This window comes from Acinetobacter sp. BIGb0196, from assembly GCF_011759595.1.
Classification (GTDB): Bacteria; Pseudomonadota; Gammaproteobacteria; order Pseudomonadales; family Moraxellaceae; genus Acinetobacter; species Acinetobacter guillouiae.
This window is the reverse complement of sequence record NZ_JAAOZA010000001.1, coordinates 322,115-340,561: the sequence shown is the minus strand read 5'-3', so window position 1 is coordinate 340,561 and position 18,447 is coordinate 322,115. Positions and strand designations below refer to the sequence as shown.

Genomic DNA, 18,447 nt, shown 5'->3' with positions numbered 1-18,447 from the left:
ACCTACTCATTATTATTTTGAACAATTTTATACTTTGATGCATTTTCATCTGAAATATGTATTGCAATTTGCTCAGGACCTTTTGTTTCAAATCTTTGAGTGCAACCAGATGCATTGGTTTTACCCTTTTGTTGAGTTCCATCTTCTCTAAATACGACGTACTCAATATTTTTCCCAGGATTTCCCTGCTCATCGACAATCTCAAATGTTAAATAACATGGAGAAGAATTTAACTTTAATGGTGGTACTTCAACCTTCGCACCACTGGTAAATTTCTGTTGTCCCGACTTCACCTCAAACAAACCACCTGTAGTTGAAAATACCCCTGAACCATTGATCTTTAACTCAGAACCATCCCCTATCAGTCTGATCTCTTTCGGGCTGGTAATATAAACTGCTTCTTCAGTAGAGATAATTTGAATACCTTTACGTGCAATCAAATCAGCACCATCGCCTTGTGCTTGGATTTCAACTTTACCTTTTCCAGCAAATAACCTTGCCCCTTCCTGTGCCGCAAAAAGACTGATCTTAGCACTGGCATGCCCAATCAAAGCCTTTTGTGTACTTAGGTTGATACTGTCGCCTGCGGTATGACTGATTTGCCCATCTGCTGAAAGATGAATATCTTCGTTACTGGCAAGCGCAATCGAATTAGGGGAAGCCAACATCATCACCGCAGACTTAAATGCATCTGCTTTTTTCGGATCTTGTTGGTCTAGTGTATTGATAAACCCTTTTATTCTTTCCAACACCTCCAAAGGATCAGTTTGCTGATTCTTAGCAACTTCACTTAAGGCTTTGGAATTATTTAGACTACTTTCTAACTGACTTTTCGCTGCTGCTGCATCGAGATGATTACCCGAGGCTGAGTCTTGAGCATAGGTACTGAGTAGTAGGCCTTGCCCAGCTCGTAACGCTCCCCATTGGTCTGTTCTTAGTTCAAAGCCTTCGCCTCGTCCTTCACTGGTCTCGGTTTCTTTAGGATGACTCAGATTACCAAGGTTAAGTTGACTCGCACCGTGACTACTTTGTAGCTGGCTGCTGATTTGCTCTGTGGTATCGTCAAATCTAAGCTGGCCATAGCCACTGCCTTTAACTTCTCGACTTTTGATCCCCGCCAGTTTTTTGGTATCAGGCAATTGGCCTTTGTCATCAAATTTAGTTGGACTTCGTTGTGCTTCATGGATACGCCCCACCACAAATGGCCGATCGATATTGCCATCAAAGAAATCTATCACCACAATCTCACCAATCCTCGGTAAGAACCGCGCACCATAGCCTTCACCTGCCCACGGGGTCAGTACATCCACCCAAGCGGAATCAGTGTCGTTGTCATTGCTCCCTGCACCACCATCATGACTGTGATCTTCATTGCGGGTAAACAGGAAACGAACTTTAATACGTCCCCATTCATCGACATGAATTTCTTCTCCACTTGGCCCAACCACTTTGGCTCGTTGTGGATGGGTACTTGGGCGGTGTTGTAGTGGGTGGTATTCAGGAGCAGTGGTGATATTACGGCGTTGTAGTACCAATTGATTGGCTTGGCGTTCTTGGTTATTTGGATCTGCTTTATTTTCGTTTACCCAATTGCTCTGTTCGAGCAAGCGATTGATTTGCTCATTCAGATCTTTGGGTAAGTTGTTCTGGTTATAGAATGTCTTTGACGTGATCAGAAACTCTTTGTCTGAGCCACTGTGTTGGTCTATTTCTGGGTGTTCGTTTAATTCAAACCAGTACCCCACTTGCGCATCGCGTACAGTGGAATTGGCTATAAATTGTTTGGATTGGGCATCGTAGTAATGACTGAAGTTTTGGTTAATCTTTTCAATCTGATTGTTATTTGAAGCAGTTGCTTGATCTTCGCCATTTAGGTCTTGAATCCATGCTGGACTAATATGCCAAGCCTGTTCTAAACCAAGACTGGCATTGTTTTGGTTTTGACTGTGTTGGTGTTTACTTTGAACACTGCCTGCACCCTCTTCTTGTTCTAACACATCAGCTTGCCAGCGTTGTACATGGACAGCGGTGGGTTGTAAGCTGCGTTGCCCGATAAAGCTGGTAATGCTGTCTTGTTGTTCTGTGGCACTGCTACGATGGAAGCGGATCTTTCTTCGTTCTAGCGCTTTGTATTCGCTGTTATCATCCACCAAACGCAGTTTTTGTGGCTGAATTTGAGTTGCAGAACTAGGCACAATCAATTGCGCTTCATCAATCAACCAGTTGATCCCTTCACTGCGCATCAAGCGGGTTAAAAATGCATAGTCACTTTCGTTGCTCTGCATGATAAATGGTCGGATATCGTAGTCTTTTTTCAGTCCACTTTTATCTAAACTTAGACTCGATGCAAAGAGTGGGCTTTTGTCTTGCCATTCTTTAAACAGCGTTTCTATGACTTGCACAACCGACTTATTCATAAACACTCGGCTGTTACGGCGTTTATGCCACAGTGAAGTGGCATCTTCGAGTTTGAGTTTATATAACGTTAGTGCGCCATCGCTTTGCCCTTGTGCGGCCTCAGTAATCACTCCTGTGCTACGAAACAATTGTCCATGATCTGTGACTTGATCAATGGCCACTTGGCTACCAATGAATTGTTTAAGCGGAATCACAGCCGAAGTGGCAAGGCAAATCAGTTCAACAGACACACCTTGGTTTAGACCATGTTGTCCATCGATACGTTGTAAGAAGACTTGAGCAGTCAAATCAGGATTGCTAAATTGGATATGCAAGGCTCGTTTTTGCGCAGTCAATCCAAGGTGTTGCAGAGCCGAAAATATATTGGCAAAATTCATTTTCTTATCAAACTTAAAATAATATTAATATTTATGAATATTTAATCAAAAAAAACGATTGAATCCTAGTTTATTGATCGGTTAATTTTTTAAAATTTGTAAAAAAATCTCAACATTAAATGCTTAATGTTGAGATTTATGTTTTTAATTCAAATTGTTATATAGACTAAATGCTATTCACTGTCCATCATTGACTGGCTCATACCAACCGTATTAAAACCAGCATCAACATATAGAATTTCACCAGTGATCCCATTTGCCCAAGGTGAGCATAGGAATAAGGCTGCATTACCAACGTCTTCAATCGTAACATTACGTTTTAACGGTGCAATTTTTTCATTGGCATCTAACATTTTACGGAAAGATTTAATCCCAGATGCCGCTAAAGTACGGATTGGACCTGCTGAAATTGCATTTACACGGATACCCTCAGCACCTAAGCTTGATGCTAAATAACGTACACCTGCTTCCAAAGATGCTTTCGCCATACCCATAACGTTATAGTTTGGCATAACAGACTCTGAACCTTGGTAAGTTAAAGTCAATAAACAGCCTTGGCGAGCCAACAATAAAGGTTTTGCTGCGCGTGCCATAGCGACAAAACTATAAGCGCTGATGTCATGGGCAATTTTAAAACCTTCACGATCTGTGACGTCCGTGAAATCACCATCAAGTGTATGTGCAGGTGCGAAACCGATTGAATGTACAACACCATCCAAACCATCCCAATGCTTTGCTAATTCAGCAAATGCATGGTCAATTTCAGCATCCACAGCAACATCACAAGGGAAAACTAAAGTAGAACCGAATTGTTCTGCAAAATCATCTACACGTTTTTTTAGTTTATCGTTTGGATAAGTAAATGCGAGTTCTGCACCTTCACGATGTAATGCCTGAGCAATACCAAATGCAATGGATAATTTACTTGCAATACCCGCGATTAAAAAGCGTTTACCTGCCAATAGTCCTTGTGCCATGAAATTCTCACCTGATCAATTTTGTAAGCATAATGCCAAGTCTTGACCCATAACTAAATTGCATAATGCATCTTTTTTTAAAAGTTTACTAAAAACATAAAAAAAGCGCACTGAATCGAGTGCGCCTTTTCAAATCTATAAATCTATATAAAGGGAATGATTAATCATCACCTTGCAACAAGCTCAATAAACGTAAGAATGAATAGTACATCCATACCAATGTTGCCAATAAAGCGATACCACATAACCATTCATAAGCTTTTGGTGCACGTTGTGCTGCAGCAGACTCAATCAAATCGAAATCAAGAATCAAGTTCAATGATGCGATCACCGCAACAAATGCAGCAAAACCAATACCTAAAATGCTGCTTTCAAATAAGAATGGAATGCTTGAACCAAAAGCCAAACGCATAATGAACTGCACCACAAAAACCAATGCAATTGCGATAGATGCTGAAATCACAATAGATTTAAATTTTTCAGTTGCACGAATAATTTGGAATTTATATAAACCAAACATCACTAAAGTTGTGATAAATGTAGCTAAAAGTGCTTGTAATGGTACGCCAGGAAACTTCAGTTGGAAGATCACTGAAACACCACCCAAAAATGCACCTTCAAAGAACGCATAAGGAATAGCTAAAACACGTGCCGTATTCGGCTTAAATGTAGCAACCAATCCAAGAATCAAACCACCAATTGCACCGACCATTGCGGCAGCATAGGCAATTCCAACATTCATTGTGGTAAAGCTATAGAAAAAAATTCCAACACCGAGTATGGCCGCAATAACAGTCAATAAAACTGATTTTTGAATTGCGCCTTGTACAGTCATTGGCTGTTCATAATCTGCATACGTTTCCGCACGCGTTAAAATTGGGTTATTACTTTGCATAGTCAATCTCTTTGTAATAATTCAAATATATATAAGGATATTAAAACGTTTTTTATGCAAACAATTTGAACTGCTTGCTATTTTTTGTAACGAGTTGTCAGAGGACATCAGCTTTAGTATAGCTTAAAAAACCAAAATGCATAGCAAAAAAAGAGGCTAAAAAGCCTCTTGTTTCAATCTGATATGTAATGAGATTTAACCACTCAAATGATTAATCTTGATTGGCGATAAAGAAATACTGACGATAATATTTAAGTTCAGCAATCGAATCGCGGATATCATCCATTGCCAAATGTGAAGCATTTTTCTTTAGACCGCTCATAATTTCAGGTCTCCAGCGTTTTGCTAACTCTTTCACTGAAGACACGTCCAAATTACGATAATGGAAGAATTGTTCAAGCTCAGGCATTAAACGGTGCATAAAACGGCGATCTTGGCAGATTGAATTACCACACATTGGCGAAGTTTTAGGATTAATCCATTTCTTCAAAAATTCTAACGTTTGCTGCTCTGCATCTTGCGCTGTGAGTTTACTACGACGTACCCGTTCAATCAGACCTGACTGACCGTGTTGTTTGGTGTTCCACTCATCCATTGCATTGAGGATAACATCTGATTGATGCACTGCAAGCACAGGCCCTTCCGCCAAAATGTTCAAATGATCATCTGTTACAATTGTCGCAATTTCAATGATCTTGTCATTATCTGTATCTAAACCTGTCATCTCTAGGTCGATCCAAATTAAGCGGGTATCCGGAGTGCTGCTCATATAGTGCAATCTTATTAGGCCAATAAAAAATGAATAGTAGCAAATTTCTTGCATCTTCGCTGTAATTCATTCGCCTGTCATGGTATTTTTGCCTTCTCATTTTTAAGGTTTTTAGGATATGAATGGCTTTAATTCGTAAACGTCGTTTAACTGAACAGCAGCAACGCCGCATTCAGAAACAACATAAAACACGTCAAGAAGAAATCGACACTTCGAATGACCTTGAAGGTCTTGTTGTTCAGCATTATGGACGACAACTCGAAGTACAAGCCCTTTCTGTTCCTACTCAACATCCGCAAAAACCCATCGTCAATGAAGGTGATCCAGAGCCCTTTTGGAAACCGATTGAATTAGGCAGTGTCTGGCGCTGTCATACACGAACCAATTTAGAGCTGTTAGTGACGGGCGACAAAGTTCAGTGGCAAGCAGATCCAAATACAGGTTTAGGCATCATCACTGCCATTCACCCAAGGACCTCGTTGTTAACGCGTCCCGATCGTTATCATAAAGTTAAACCTGTCGCAGCCAATATCAGTTTAATCGTCATTGTCTTTGCAACTCTGCCTGAGCCAGCACCCACGCTGATTGATCGCTATTTGGTGGCATGTGCAGATGCGGATATTCCAGTCCTTTTGGTGTTAAACAAATCAGATTTACTCAAAGAAAATGATCCTATTTTAGATCTCATTAAAGAATATCAAGACTTGGGCTATGAAGTACTGATCACTCAGTCTGAAGGTGATATTAGCGAATTAAAGCAACGACTCGACAACGAAACTGTTGCTTTCGTTGGGCAATCAGGTGTCGGCAAAAGTACCTTGATTAATGTCATCGTTCCTGATGCAGAACAAAAGACCAATATTATTTCTGAAAACTCAGCACTCGGACAACATACAACCACCTCTACCCGTTTGATTCGTTTTGGTGAAAATGGTGCTTTGATCGACTCGCCCGGCATCCGTGAATTTGGGCTTTGGCATTTGAGCCTAGAAAAGATTGATGCAGGCTTTCCTGAAATCTCTAACTTGATTGGACATTGCCAATATCGTAATTGCACCCACACACATGAGAAACAGTGCGCAATTAAAAAAGCGGTAGAAAATGGTGAAATTCTAGCCAGACGACATGAAAGTTATTTACGTTTAATTGAAGAAATCACTGATGCGCAACAAAAAAATTAAATTTCTTCTTTGAGAACCTTGAAGCGGTGATTTTGATCACCATATATATACGCTATACTCGACGCAATTTTTGATTGTAATTAGGTGACTTGTGGAACGTTGGTTTGAGTTTATGGGGAATCACCCCTTCTTATTTGGTATTTTAGGGGTACTGGCGATCTTGTTCTTTATTTTTGAAGGACAACGCAGTGGTCGTAAGATTTCACCACAATCACTTGGTATTTTAGTGAAGGCTAAAAATGCGATGTTGATTGATTTACGCGATGCTAAAGATTTCCGTGAAGGTCATGTGAGTGGCAGCCGCAACATTCCATACAGTCAAATTGCCAGTCACATTGAAGAGTTAAAAACTGCTGACCGTCCTTTAGTATTTATCTGTAACTTAGGTCAAGTTGCAGGAAGTGCTTTACAACAAGTCGGCCATGCAGACAGCTATCGTCTTGATGGTGGTATCAGTAACTGGAAAGCCCAAGGCTTGCCATTAGTTAAAGCTAAAAAATAAGCTTAAGGAGCTCAACATGACTGCTGAAGTAAAAGTATATTCAACAACTTTTTGCCCATACTGTGTACGTGCGAAATCTCTACTTGAGCGTAAAGGTGTTGCTTTTACCGAAATCAATCTCGATGAAGAAGCACCTGAAGTTAAGACTGAGCTGATCCAGAAAACTCGACACCGTACAGTGCCACAAATTTTTATTAATAATGAATTTATCGGTGGTTTTGACCAGCTTTATGCTTTAGAAAAAGCCGGCAAACTCGATGAGTTACTTGGTTAATCCACAACTTAATTAATGAATCACTTCTTAAAATTTAAGGAATAAAGAATGAGTGAAGAACAACAAGCTCAACCACAACTTGCTTTAGAACGTATTTATACAAAAGACATTTCTTTTGAAGTACCTGGGGCTCAAGTTTTTACCAAAGAATGGCAACCTGAATTAAACATCAACTTGTCTTCTGCTGCTGAAAAAGTGGATGCAACCCACTTTGAAGTGTCTTTAAAAGTTGTTGTGCAAGCGAACAATGCTGGCGATACAGCATTTATCGTCGATGTAACACAATCAGGTATTTTCTTGATTGATGGTATTGAAGAAGACCGTCTTCCATACATCTTAGGTGCTTACTGCCCGAACATTTTGTTCCCATTCTTGCGTGAAGCAGTTAATGATCTTGTAACGAAAGGTAGCTTCCCTCAATTACTTCTTACGCCAATCAATTTTGATGCAGAGTTTGAAGCAAATATGGAACGTGCCCAAGGCGCTGCTGCTGAAGGCCAAGCTTAATTTCTCAATAATTAAGTTTAAAAGACCGCACTATGCGGTCTTTTTTATATTTGATCAGATAAAAATCACCCAAACTTCACAACCGTGGGTGATGCAATTTTTTATAATTTAAACATCACAATAAGCATGAACAATAACAATGCCATTTACTCCCTTACATTTGGGCTTAGGCGCAAGCTGTAAAGCCATTGCAAATAAAAAATTTAGCTTGTTAATTTTCTCTGGTGTTCAGGTTTTGATGGATATAGAACCTCTAATTGGCATCATTCGAGGCTGGACCACACTCCATTTATATACCCATAATTTACTTGGTGCTTTGTTGATTGCTTTGCCTGCAGTCCCCATAGGTAAAGTGATGAGTGAGTTTTGCTTACGCAACTTATTCAAACAAGCAAACTGGCAGATCACATGGCAAGTGGCGACAGTCAGTGCTTTGGTCGGTAGTTTTAGTCATGTTTTTTTAGATGCGTTGATGCATGCAGATATGTATCCCTTTTATCCACTGAGTTATTCTCAAGTTTTACTCAACATGATTCCCTACAATTTTATTTTTTATGGGAGTTTAATCAATTTTATTTTTGCCGCAATTGTTTGGCTTATCCGTGAGGAAAAATCATGATTCATCGATTGTTCTAAAGGTCAGATTAATCCGAGCCATATGCACTTTCTTTGTTGTGGCTAAGCGGTGCAGCCAATATGTTTGTGTGGTGTCTTTCATGACCAGCAAACTGCCATTTTCGAGAAAAATCTCAATCTTTTCTGGGCTATTTTTATGTTTAAAGGCAAATTTTCGAACTGCACCTAGGCTTAAAGATGCAATTGCACCATTCTTTTTTAGATCTGTTTCACCATCACTGTGCCATGCCATACCCTCTTCACCTGTATGGTAAAGATTCAGCAAACAAGAATTAAATGTTTCACCCGTGATCAATTCAATCTGTTTTTTCAGTTCGAGTAATTCTTCAATCCATGGCAAGGCATATTTGGAGCTATTTGAATAAGTGTATTCAAAAGCGCGATCTCCATACCAAGCCACTTTCCGTTTGGTGATAATCTTTTTGCCAAAAATAATCGCTTGGTCATTTTGCCATTCAATATGCGTTAGCAATTGCTCAAAATAATCATTGGCGATGGCTTCATCCATGATTTTTCCGAAATAATTCACTGTTCCATCTTGTGGAAGCAAGTTCTCATGGGGATCGGTTAGAAACTCAAGTTGTTGCATTTTTCCATTTCACATAGGCTGATTTCATACAATGTCCACACGGGCGAAATTGCAATGCCAAGGCTTCAGCTTCACAACTAAAGAACACCCGATTGGCTTTTAACATACGCTTGCCCGAACCACAGTTTAAACGTCCATAAATTTTTAGCTTTTGATTGCCTGCAAATAAAATTTCAGCATTCCTGATTTTTCGATATAACGCCAAACGCTCAATGTCATCATGCTTAATCATCATTTAACTCACAGCATCATGAAAAATAATCCCCAATGTATAACGCTCCCCTGTACGCACCTGACTGACAGCATGCTTCATATTGACTCGATAATAGCCATGAGTGCTTTTCTTGGGTCTAAACTGCGTGGTAAAAATTAACACATCCCCTTGATCAGGTTGTAAAACAATGGCTTTTGACTGTGCTCGTGGTACTTGCTCAGTCAACACCAACTCACCACCGGTAAAATCGCTATTGACTTGACTAAGAACAAATACCATTTGGATCGGAAAATAGACCTCGCCATATAGATCTTGATGTAAGGTATTAAAACCATCTTGCTGATAGTGCAAAATCAAAACAGTGGCCTTATTTTGACCCACTTGTTGGCATTGTTGTAAAAATTCAAGATGTGAATCTGGATATTGTCGATCCAACTTTAAAGCATCAGACCAAGCATTGGCGATAGGAACCAGATAGGGATAAAACTGAGTTCGAAGCTGTTGAAGCAAGTTTGGTAATGGATAATTAAAATATTTATACTCGCCATATCCAAAACGATGTTGCTGCATAGTGACGGTTTTTCGATACAGTTGTTGATGGTTGTAATGACTTTTGATCAACTCACACAATTCATCAGATAAAAAGTCTTTAAGGATTGAGTAGCCTTGCGTATGCATCTGAGTACGGATTATCTCCCAATCTAAACCCTCAATTTTATTGAGCAACGCTGTTGCTTGTTGTGAATTAAACGCTGGCATGTACTTGCACACCTTCCCAGCCAATCATTGCGGCTTTACGTGTTTTTCCCCAATGGTATTCACCTAAAACACCTGTCGCTTGAATCACACGATGACATGGAATTAAAAAAGCCACTGGGTTATTGCCAATCGCAGTACCGACTGCACGGGAAGCTTTTGAATTTCCAATCTGTTCAGCAAGATCTGCATAGGTTGCTAATTGCCCCATCGGAATTTTAAGCAAACTCTCCCAAACTTTAAGCTGAAAATCAGTACCTTTTAGATGCAGCTTAATTTGACTCCATGGTTTTTGTTCAGATGAGAAAATGGCCAAAGCATGTTCATGTAAGGCATCTGCTTGCTGATAAAATCTTGCTTTAGGAAATTTTTCAACGAGTGCACTATAGGCATCTTGCTCATGCTCCACAAAAGACATAAAACAAATCCCTTTGGCTGTTGAAGCCACTAAAACCATTCCAAAGCGTGTTTCAGCATACTGGTAGTGGATGGTTAAGTTTTCTCCGCCACTTTTGTATTCAGCAGGTGTCATCCCTTCAATTTGTATAAATAGATCATGCAAACGACTGGTGCTCGATAGTCCTGTGTCATAAGTCGCATCAAATACCGAATGCTCTTGTTTTAACAAGTTTTTTGCATGTTCTATGCTGATATATTGCAAGAATTTCTTAGGACTGGTACCAGCCCATTCAGTGAATAAACGTTGAAAATGTGCAGGGCTTAAATGAATATGCGCAGCCACCTCATCTAAATTTGGTTGTGCTTTAAAATTGTGTTTAATGTATTCGATGGCCTTTGCAATACGTTCAAACTGATGGTGCTGTTGCATCGCATTTCTCCTCACTTTTCTACATCTAACTTAACAGTTGTTATGCAATGAGCAAATCCGAATCATGCTGAGTTTAGTGATTCAATATCGTTTAAAAATCTCCTCACAATAAAAAACCGTTAGTCATTAAAACTAACGGTTTTGTGCTTTCAAATGAATCGATTACTGATAGATCTTATGCCCTTGATCACGTATTTCAGCAATTTTCTTGCCTTCCATTTTGGCATGATCTAAATGACCGCCTTTGACTAGCACTTGAGTCTTATCAATTTGCGCAATCAATTGATCATATAACTGAGTCGAAGTCGGAGCACTGGCATCACCACGACCTTTAAGTTTGACTTTTTTAGCGTCCGTTGCAGCAGCACGCATATTATCTAAAGCTTTATTTGCTTCAGCGGCATTATTGGTTTGATTAAATGCTTTATAGTTTTTACCTAATGCCTGCATATTTTGTTGTAGCGTTGCAGCAAAAGTCATTGAGCTGAAACCTAAAGCAGAAATCATCATGACGGTGGCTAAAGTTTTTTTGATCATTATGATCTTCCTTAAAACTGTGGCTATTGTTGGGTGTAAAAAAGCCCATTGTGGCTATTGTCCATTTCCAAGATTAAACATAGTTTAAAAGCACAAAAAATAGCAAATAAAAATGCAACGAATTCGTTGCATTTTTATATTCAGAAATAATTAGAAAAAGACTTAAATTGGTTCAATCTCATGGTGTAAGGCATCGTGGATCGCTTCAACCAATTGTTGTGCAATCTCTTGTTTCGAGGCTTTCTCTAAATCACGCTTTTCCATCTGGTACTGTTCTGCAAAAAACACGGTCATCGCATTTTGATCAGAAGCAAAACCAATATCAGCACGCGAGACATCATTGCAGGCAATCATATCGAGTTTTTTTGCAACCAGTTTTCCTGCTGCATATTCCTCTACATTACGGGTTTCAGCCGCAAAACCCACCATAAATGGGCGCTTTGACTGCTGTGCAATGGTCGCCACAATATCAGGGTTTTTCACCAACGAAACATTCAGCTCATCACCCGCTTTCTTGATCTTATGTTCCGCAACTTCTGCCACACGATAGTCAGCGACAGCCGCGGTTGCAATAAACACGTCACAGCCTTCCTCAAGCTGATGCATGCTTTCATCAAGCATTTTTATCGCAGAAGAAACATTGATACGACGCACACCATTCGGAGTATCCAAACTGACTGGACCAGCCAATAGTGTCACTTTTGCCCCTGCTGAATAACAGGCTGCCGCAATAGCAAAGCCCATTTTCCCTGTACTGTGATTGGAAATATAACGTACAGGATCAATCGCTTCACGTGTTGGTCCCGCAGTAATCACCACACGTTTTCCAGCAAGCAAGCCAAACTTCTCAGCAATCGCACGTTGTGCTTGATGGAAGTAGTTTTTAACTTGTTCAGCTAAATCTTCAGGTTCAGGCATACGCCCTAAACCGACATCACCACAAGCTTGCGAACCCGCTTCAGGCATAATCACATGTACGCCATCTTCAACTAAGGTATTCAGATTACGTTGTGTCGGCTTAGCTGCCCACATTTGCTGATTCATCGCAGGCGCAACCCAAACTGGTGCTTTGGTTGCCAAATACAAAGTACTGAGCAAGTCGTCAGCCAAACCCGCGGCGAACTTTGCGATGGTGTCACAACTTGCAGGTGCAACTAAAATCAAATCGGCCCAACGCGCCAATTCAATATGCCCCATTCCCGCTTCTGCTTCAGGGTCTAATAACTCAGTATGAACAGGATTGCCGGATAAAGCCTGAAAAGTTAAAGGGGTAATAAATGCCTGTGCACCTTTGGTCATTACCACGCGTACATTAAAGCCGTAATCCTTTAAACGACGTACCAGGATTGCACTTTTATAGGCGGCAATACCGCCTGTTACAGCGAGGATAATATTTTTATTAGAAAATACACTGAGATCAAAACTCACTATCAGGCTACCTTTCAGTTGCAGTGGCGCTCACAATATCATTAAATAGTCTATCTCCCAAGTCATTCAAGGGAGAAAAATCAGAAGTAAAATAATTTTAAAATGTGAAAAATAATGAATCATTCAATCAAACAATGGCCTGAACAAGAACGTCCACGTGAAAGATTACTCTTACAAGGGGCGCACAGCTTATCTGATGCAGAATTACTTGCGATTTTTCTACGCTCAGGCTCAAAACAACACTCCGCTGTTGAATTAGCACGCTTGCTCATTCAACATTTTGGTCATTTAAATGCTGTATTTGATTCGTCTTTAGACGATTTAAAACAATTTCATGGCATTGGCGAAAGCAAGTATTCACAACTGATGGCAGTGAAAGAACTGGGACGGCGTTACTTGAAACATCAACTAAACCAAGGTTTAGACTTGAGTCGTTCTGATTTAATCCGAGATTATTTACGTTATGAATTGATCGGAGAATCTCAAGAAGTCTTTGCGGTACTGTGTTTAGACAGCCAGTTACGTAAATTGAGTTTTAAAAAACTATTTTATGGTTCAATCAATTACTGCAATATTTCCATTAATCAATTATTACGATATGTCATACAAAAACATGCGACTTTTATCGTTATTGCCCATAATCATCCTAAAGGTTTTGCCAAGCCTTCACGTGAAGATTACGATTTAACTCAAGAAATATTAAAAGCCTGTCAACTGCTTGAAATAGAATTATTGGATCATATGATCATTGCTGCTGAGCAAAGCTACTCCTTTGCTGAACACGGACTCATCAAACCCAAAACTTTCCCTACAAATGTGATTGACAAGCACCTTTGAAGCGGTGAAGATCACTAAAAAATATAGATTTAAAAGTATGATTGTCCGCGATCAAAACGATACCCTTAAAATATTACTCTCTTGGCGTGGTACGATTTTACCCAAAGTGCTGCCACCGCTTGGTTTTGTGATGCTGATTTCTGCAATTGTGGGTGGCATTGAGTATACCAATTTATATCGTTTTCCTGAATTACCCTTGGTTGGCTTTACCCTGATTGGTGTGGTGCTTTCTATTTTTCTAGGCTTTAAAAATACCGCCTGTTATGACCGTTGGTGGGAAGCGCGTAAACTTTGGGGAATGCTGATCGCCAATGCACGTCACTTTGACCGTGATTGTCGTATATTCCCTCAAGGGCGTCGTGAACGAATCATTCAACATGTGATTGTATTTGCAAACTTATTAAGAGATCGTCTGAGACATCAAACAGCAAATCCAGATGCGCTGGTGGAAACCAGTGGTATGAGTCAACAGGCACTGACACAGTTGTATCAACAAACCAATGCGCCGCAATACACGCTGAGTTTGATCCAATGGGAATTGATGCAAGCGCTCAAAGAAGGCGAAATTTCCGACATTATCTATACCCAATTAAATGAACATGTAAATGAGCTCAGTTTGGTACAAACCGGTTGTGACCGTATTGCAACCACTCCTTTGCCTTTTGCTTATTCAGTTTTATTAAATCGTACGGTCTATTTTTTCTGCTTTATGCTGCCCTTTAGCTTAGGTTCATTACTGGGTTTAGCAACACCTTTGCTGGTGGGTATTTTAGCCTATACTTTTCTGGGGCTAGATGCTTTAAGTACCGAGATAGAAGAACCTTTTGGTACGCAAAGTAATGATTTACCTTTAGATTCAATGGTAAGAATGATTGAAATTGAATTATTGGGAACTCTAGGGAAACCGACTCCTCCACCGATTCAAGCCCATGATCACAATTTACTTTAATACATCAGTTTCTGATTTTATTGCCCTTTTTAAAGAGAAGTTAAAGTAAAGGCCGAGCACTGAAAATGAAATATGTGGTTATCTTTAAGGCACAGATCAATACGCTTGATCAACAGTATTTTCAAACTGCACAACTTTTACGAGAGAAAGCATTGAGCCAGTTTAACTGTCAAAAATTTGAGTCTCTTTGTGAAAATGATTTTGAAGTTGCGCTTTCTTATTGGAATACACTTGAAGATATCCAGGCTTGGCATAAAGATGCAGAACATCAAGCAGCTCAACGAATTGGTAAACAACAGTGGTATAAAAAATTTAGTGTCGAGATTTGCCAAATTCAAAAAAGCTATTAGCACTAGATCACTTAAAAATCGGTCTATTTATGAAGGTAGATACTAAAAAATAGAATCAAGATAATCCCATTACATCTTGTTCAGTTTCTAGCGCACTTCAAATTCAGATTCAGCTGGATCAAAACGCCAAGTACGCACGATCCGCAGTTCAGAAATATCTTTCATTTTTGAATCAAAACGTCCAAAAGGTGCACCTTTACGCACTGAGTTTTTGGCAGCTTCATCGAGGATTGAATGACCTGAGCTTTCAATCAATCGTATAGCACGAATCCCACCCTCATTATTGAGAATGACCATTAAACGGACCTCACCCGAAAGACGCTGCTGTTTGGCAAGATCTGGGTAATATCGGTTTCCATACATCTCAACTTTTTCACGAAATTTATCTAAATATCCAGCAGATGCATCTTGTTTGGCTTGAATACCATCTAAGGTTTTAATTTTTTGTTGTTTACTAAAATTTTGTTGTTTCTGTAAATATTGAGCTTCTAGACTCGCCACCATTGCCGTTTTAGCTTGCATCTGGCTCTGCAACTCTTCCATGGCCTTTTTACGATCGTTTTGTTCGGCCTGCTTTTGCCAGCTAAGAACCGTCATTAATACTTTTTCTTCGAATTTCAATTCTCGTTTTTGCTGTATTTGCTCTAAAGCTTCGAGTTGCTGATCACCCGCACTCTTGTCTTCTGCTTGCGCTGGCATATCACTTGAAATACGATGCTCTTTACGGAATGTTCCAGAACCTTGCTGATTTGCTTGCGCTAAAAAGTCTGCATCTTTAATTTCATCTTCACTTGGGCGAATACTGATTGCGATTTCTTTTGTGCTGGTATTATTTTCTTGTGGCATTCCAAATTGAACAGATAAAAAAAGTACATGTGCAATGACAGCTGCAGAAACAGCTCCAACAAATAATGCGTCTTGCCACCAGTACTCAGAATGCTGTGTATTGGCAAATAATTTTTTTATCATGACATTAATCCGACAAAATTCCCCAATCGCCAAATTTAAAATTTATTAAAATAAGTTTAACTTTACATTATTCACAAACTTTGTGACTTATTTAGTAAAAGTAAAAACGTAATTTTAAAACACTCAAAATGGTGCAATGTTTTTTGTTAAACTGCAATCGTTAGACTTGTATTTTTTTAATAATCGACAAGTTTATCGCCTTAAAAAATGATGATGATTTGGGACAATACTTATGCCGACGCTACTTTCTAACATTGTTAAACGTATTCGACAAGTATACCAAAAAGCAGAAGGTTTCATAGAAGAAGAACGCGAGTTTCCAGTATCACAAGTATTTTTAAATGCGACCTTTAAACGTTTTGTCACCGACAACGTCAAAATTTTAGAAGATTTACATGCCGACCTGCATGATGATTGGTTAAAACTTTATGCCACACTCAATGTCAAAGGCATGCATTTGGTTCTTTCTGTAGATCTTAAGTTAGTTCAAATGGAACTCAACAAAGATATGCAGTTGATTGTTTTTGAACAAATCAGCAACACCCAAGTGATCGAAGCTAGCTATCCCAATGTTTGGTATAAGATGGGCGTAAATACTGCTTTATTCTTCTATCAAAAGGTACTGAAAAAAGATCCTTTAGGAATGATCCTAGAAAAATTTAATGTCATTACCGTAAAAGATGAATTACTTCACTTAGATCTGAATCGTTGGTTAGGAAAAAATCGTTCTATTATGGACACATTAAACAAAGTCCATGTGAACCATGCAGAATTACGTGAAACTGAGTTGGTGGTGATTGGTAATGTAAACCTAACCGCTTTATTTAGTAAATTTAGAGAAGATAAAGACCCAGACTGGGACGAAGATGATTATCTTGAAACTGAAGTTACACCGATTGAGCAAAAGAGTTAAGTCTCAAATTGCAGATTAGATTTCAAGTTATCGCAATCAAAATGTATACATAAATTCACAGGATTAGAAATAAAGTGAATATTTTCTCTTTAATTACACCGCATAATAGGTGTCATATCCAAAAATACTTTTAAATGCATAGGACATTTAATGATGGCAAAAACGTTATTTAAAACATTAAGTATCGCAACTGGTGTTTCAACTGCAATGTTATTGGTTGGATTTTCAAGCAATGCTCTTGCCATGAGTCCGTTCCAAGCAAGCTACCAGTTTGCCTATAATGGTAAAAACTTAGGTACTGCGACCCGTACATTGAGTCAAAGTGGCAATAACTGGACCTATGTATTTGCAGCAAAAGCAGCAGCAATTGCTTCTGCAAGTGAAACAAGCCGTTTTAGCTTTACCAATGGTCAAATTAACTCAAGTAGTTTTAGTCGTACCAGTAAAGTGTTGGTACATAATGACACCATGACCATTAACTTTAATCCAAACAGCAAAACCATTAACACCAAGAAAAAAGATCAGGCACGTTCTTTCCCATGGAAAGCAGGTGCTTTAGATGAGTTAAATGCTGAATTACAAGTACGTGAAGACTTAAAAGGTGCAGGTCTAAAATCAAGTTATTTAATTGCAGATGCAAAAGGTTTAGATGCGCGTCGCTTTGTTAAACAAGGCACAGAGTCAATTAAAACCCCTGCGGGAACCTATAACACGGTCAAAGTTGTACTCACCCATGACAATGGTGAAAAGAGTTCAATTTTCTGGTTAGCGCCTCAATTAGACTATTTACCCGTGAAAATGTCACATGTTGATGGTAAAACATCTTATAACCTAACCTTGACCAGTTACAAAAAGTAAGACATTTTTCACCTTTTGATCAATTTCAGCTTGCATTTTTTTTAGTGCTTTTTAAAATACGCCTTTGCTTTAAAAAGCACCTTGCCTCTAGAGGATTCTCCCTGTGCACGCACTAGAACAGAAAATCTTAGCTGAAGGTATCGTTCTATCTGATCAAGTTCTGAAAGTCGATTCTTTCTTAAATCACCAAATTGACCCTGTGATGATGCAGCTCATCGGTCAAGAGTTTGCTCGTCTTTTTAAAGATGCCGGCATTACCAAAATCATCACAATTGAAGCATCAGGCATTGCGCCTGCTGTGATGGCTGGTTTGGAACTTGGTGTACCCGTTATTTTTGCACGTAAATATCAGTCTTTAACCCTTAAAGATGATTTATATCGTTCAAAAGTATTCTCTTTTACCAAGCAAATTGAAAGCACCATTGCGATTTCTAAGAAACATATTAGCAAAGGCGATAAAGCTTTGGTTATTGATGATTTCTTAGCAAATGGTCAAGCCGCTTTAGGTCTTGCTGACTTGATTCATCAAGCGGATGCAGAAGTTGTGGGTATTGGGATTGTGATTGAAAAATCTTTCCAACCAGGCCGTCAATTGTTATTAGATAAAGGCTACCGTGTTGAATCTTTGGCACGTGTTGAATCTTTGGCAAACGGTACGGTAAGCTTTGTAGAAGAATAAGCT

22 protein-coding genes are annotated in these 18,447 nt (G+C 39.2%); 11 read left to right on the top strand and 11 right to left on the bottom strand.

Translation table 11 applies throughout. From position 1 onward, the window contains the following. Positions 1-2: 2 nt before the first annotated feature. The 4 genes from FHR28_RS01620 to orn all read right to left on the bottom strand — a co-directional run bounded on the left by FHR28_RS01620 (position 3) and on the right by orn (position 5,436). Positions 3-2,795, bottom strand: coding sequence for a type VI secretion system Vgr family protein (locus tag FHR28_RS01620; RefSeq protein ID WP_166781800.1), 2,793 nt, complete (start codon positions 2,793-2,795; stop codon positions 3-5). 173 nt (positions 2,796-2,968) lie between these two features. Then, positions 2,969-3,772, bottom strand: coding sequence for an enoyl-ACP reductase FabI (locus FHR28_RS01615; protein WP_004725837.1), 804 nt, complete (start codon positions 3,770-3,772; stop codon positions 2,969-2,971). 160 nt (positions 3,773-3,932) lie between these two features. Beyond that, the gene (locus FHR28_RS01610; protein ID WP_004816949.1) at positions 3,933-4,667 is read right to left on the bottom strand and encodes a Bax inhibitor-1/YccA family membrane protein; all 735 of its coding nucleotides are present in this window, start codon (positions 4,665-4,667) and stop codon (positions 3,933-3,935) included. Positions 4,668-4,878: 211 nt separating this feature from the next. Continuing rightward, on the bottom strand, positions 4,879-5,436 hold the full coding sequence (gene orn, locus FHR28_RS01605) for an oligoribonuclease (RefSeq protein ID WP_004725833.1): 558 nt from the start codon (positions 5,434-5,436) through the stop codon (positions 4,879-4,881). A gap of 122 nt (positions 5,437-5,558) precedes the next feature. Here orn and rsgA point away from each other — a divergent pair, with 122 nt between their 5' ends. From rsgA to FHR28_RS01580, 5 genes are all read left to right on the top strand, one after another. Continuing rightward, positions 5,559-6,617 carry a small ribosomal subunit biogenesis GTPase RsgA gene (gene rsgA / locus FHR28_RS01600; protein ID WP_004725830.1) on the top strand — a complete coding sequence of 353 codons (1,059 nt, stop codon included), beginning with the start codon at positions 5,559-5,561 and terminating at the stop codon, positions 6,615-6,617. 91 nt (positions 6,618-6,708) lie between these two features. Continuing rightward, positions 6,709-7,119 (top strand): rhodanese-like domain-containing protein, encoded by a 411-nt coding sequence (locus FHR28_RS01595; RefSeq protein WP_004725828.1) that lies wholly within the window; start codon positions 6,709-6,711, stop codon positions 7,117-7,119. Between the two features lie 16 nt (positions 7,120-7,135). Further along, positions 7,136-7,393: a glutaredoxin 3 gene (gene grxC, locus FHR28_RS01590; protein ID WP_004725827.1), complete on the top strand. Its 258-nt coding sequence runs from the start codon at positions 7,136-7,138 to the stop codon at positions 7,391-7,393. A 48-nt stretch (positions 7,394-7,441) separates the two neighbouring features. Beyond that, positions 7,442-7,900 carry a protein-export chaperone SecB gene (gene secB / locus FHR28_RS01585; protein ID WP_004725824.1) on the top strand — a complete coding sequence of 153 codons (459 nt, stop codon included), beginning with the start codon at positions 7,442-7,444 and terminating at the stop codon, positions 7,898-7,900. 139 nt (positions 7,901-8,039) lie between these two features. Then, positions 8,040-8,519, top strand: a complete 480-nt coding sequence (locus FHR28_RS01580) for a DUF4184 family protein (protein ID WP_166781799.1) — start codon at positions 8,040-8,042, stop codon at positions 8,517-8,519. Here the strand turns inward: FHR28_RS01580 and FHR28_RS01575 are convergent. From FHR28_RS01575 to coaBC, 6 genes are all read right to left on the bottom strand, one after another. After that, complete coding sequence (locus FHR28_RS01575) at positions 8,514-9,125, bottom strand: alpha-ketoglutarate-dependent dioxygenase AlkB family protein (RefSeq protein ID WP_166781798.1); 612 nt, start codon at positions 9,123-9,125, stop codon at positions 8,514-8,516. The two genes, FHR28_RS01580 and FHR28_RS01575, sit on opposite strands and share 6 nt — an antisense overlap. Continuing rightward, a complete protein-coding gene (locus FHR28_RS01570) occupies positions 9,112-9,357 on the bottom strand; it encodes an Ada metal-binding domain-containing protein (protein ID WP_004816946.1) in 246 nt (81 codons plus the stop codon). The genes FHR28_RS01575 and FHR28_RS01570 overlap by 14 nt, the downstream gene beginning before the upstream one ends. Positions 9,358-9,360: 3 nt before the next feature. Then, complete coding sequence (locus FHR28_RS01565; protein WP_166781797.1) at positions 9,361-10,098, bottom strand: 2OG-Fe(II) oxygenase; 738 nt, start codon at positions 10,096-10,098, stop codon at positions 9,361-9,363. Continuing rightward, the gene (locus FHR28_RS01560) at positions 10,085-10,924 is read right to left on the bottom strand and encodes a bifunctional transcriptional activator/DNA repair enzyme AdaA (protein WP_166781796.1); all 840 of its coding nucleotides are present in this window, start codon (positions 10,922-10,924) and stop codon (positions 10,085-10,087) included. The genes FHR28_RS01565 and FHR28_RS01560 overlap by 14 nt, the downstream gene beginning before the upstream one ends. Before the next feature lie 162 nt (positions 10,925-11,086). Continuing rightward, positions 11,087-11,461, bottom strand: a complete 375-nt coding sequence (locus tag FHR28_RS01555) for a cytochrome b562 (RefSeq protein WP_154129661.1) — start codon at positions 11,459-11,461, stop codon at positions 11,087-11,089. 162 nt (positions 11,462-11,623) lie between these two features. Continuing rightward, positions 11,624-12,889, bottom strand: coding sequence for a bifunctional phosphopantothenoylcysteine decarboxylase/phosphopantothenate--cysteine ligase CoaBC (gene coaBC / locus FHR28_RS01550; protein ID WP_004816940.1), 1,266 nt, complete (start codon positions 12,887-12,889; stop codon positions 11,624-11,626). Positions 12,890-13,003: 114 nt separating this feature from the next. Between coaBC and radC the strand changes: the two genes are divergently transcribed. The 3 genes from radC to FHR28_RS01535 all read left to right on the top strand — a co-directional run bounded on the left by radC (position 13,004) and on the right by FHR28_RS01535 (position 15,025). Then, a complete protein-coding gene (radC, locus tag FHR28_RS01545; protein ID WP_004725808.1) occupies positions 13,004-13,726 on the top strand; it encodes a RadC family protein in 723 nt (240 codons plus the stop codon). A gap of 37 nt (positions 13,727-13,763) precedes the next feature. Then, positions 13,764-14,675, top strand: a complete 912-nt coding sequence (locus FHR28_RS01540; protein WP_004725806.1) for a bestrophin family protein — start codon at positions 13,764-13,766, stop codon at positions 14,673-14,675. 65 nt (positions 14,676-14,740) lie between these two features. Then, positions 14,741-15,025, top strand: coding sequence for an antibiotic biosynthesis monooxygenase family protein (locus tag FHR28_RS01535; RefSeq protein ID WP_056512243.1), 285 nt, complete (start codon positions 14,741-14,743; stop codon positions 15,023-15,025). A gap of 87 nt (positions 15,026-15,112) precedes the next feature. Here the strand turns inward: FHR28_RS01535 and FHR28_RS01530 are convergent, their stop codons facing one another. Then, entirely contained in the window at positions 15,113-15,994 is an 882-nt protein-coding gene (locus FHR28_RS01530) for an energy transducer TonB (protein ID WP_004725801.1), read from the bottom strand. Positions 15,995-16,226: 232 nt separating this feature from the next. Here FHR28_RS01530 and FHR28_RS01525 point away from each other — a divergent pair, with 232 nt between their 5' ends. The 3 genes from FHR28_RS01525 to FHR28_RS01515 all read left to right on the top strand — a co-directional run bounded on the left by FHR28_RS01525 (position 16,227) and on the right by FHR28_RS01515 (position 18,444). After that, entirely contained in the window at positions 16,227-16,907 is a 681-nt protein-coding gene (locus tag FHR28_RS01525) for a hypothetical protein (protein ID WP_004725799.1), read from the top strand. A gap of 150 nt (positions 16,908-17,057) precedes the next feature. Further along, positions 17,058-17,765 (top strand): DUF3108 domain-containing protein, encoded by a 708-nt coding sequence (locus FHR28_RS01520; protein ID WP_004725798.1) that lies wholly within the window; start codon positions 17,058-17,060, stop codon positions 17,763-17,765. Between the two features lie 103 nt (positions 17,766-17,868). Next, positions 17,869-18,444, top strand: coding sequence for a xanthine phosphoribosyltransferase (locus tag FHR28_RS01515; protein WP_004725796.1), 576 nt, complete (start codon positions 17,869-17,871; stop codon positions 18,442-18,444). Positions 18,445-18,447 lie beyond the last annotated feature (3 nt).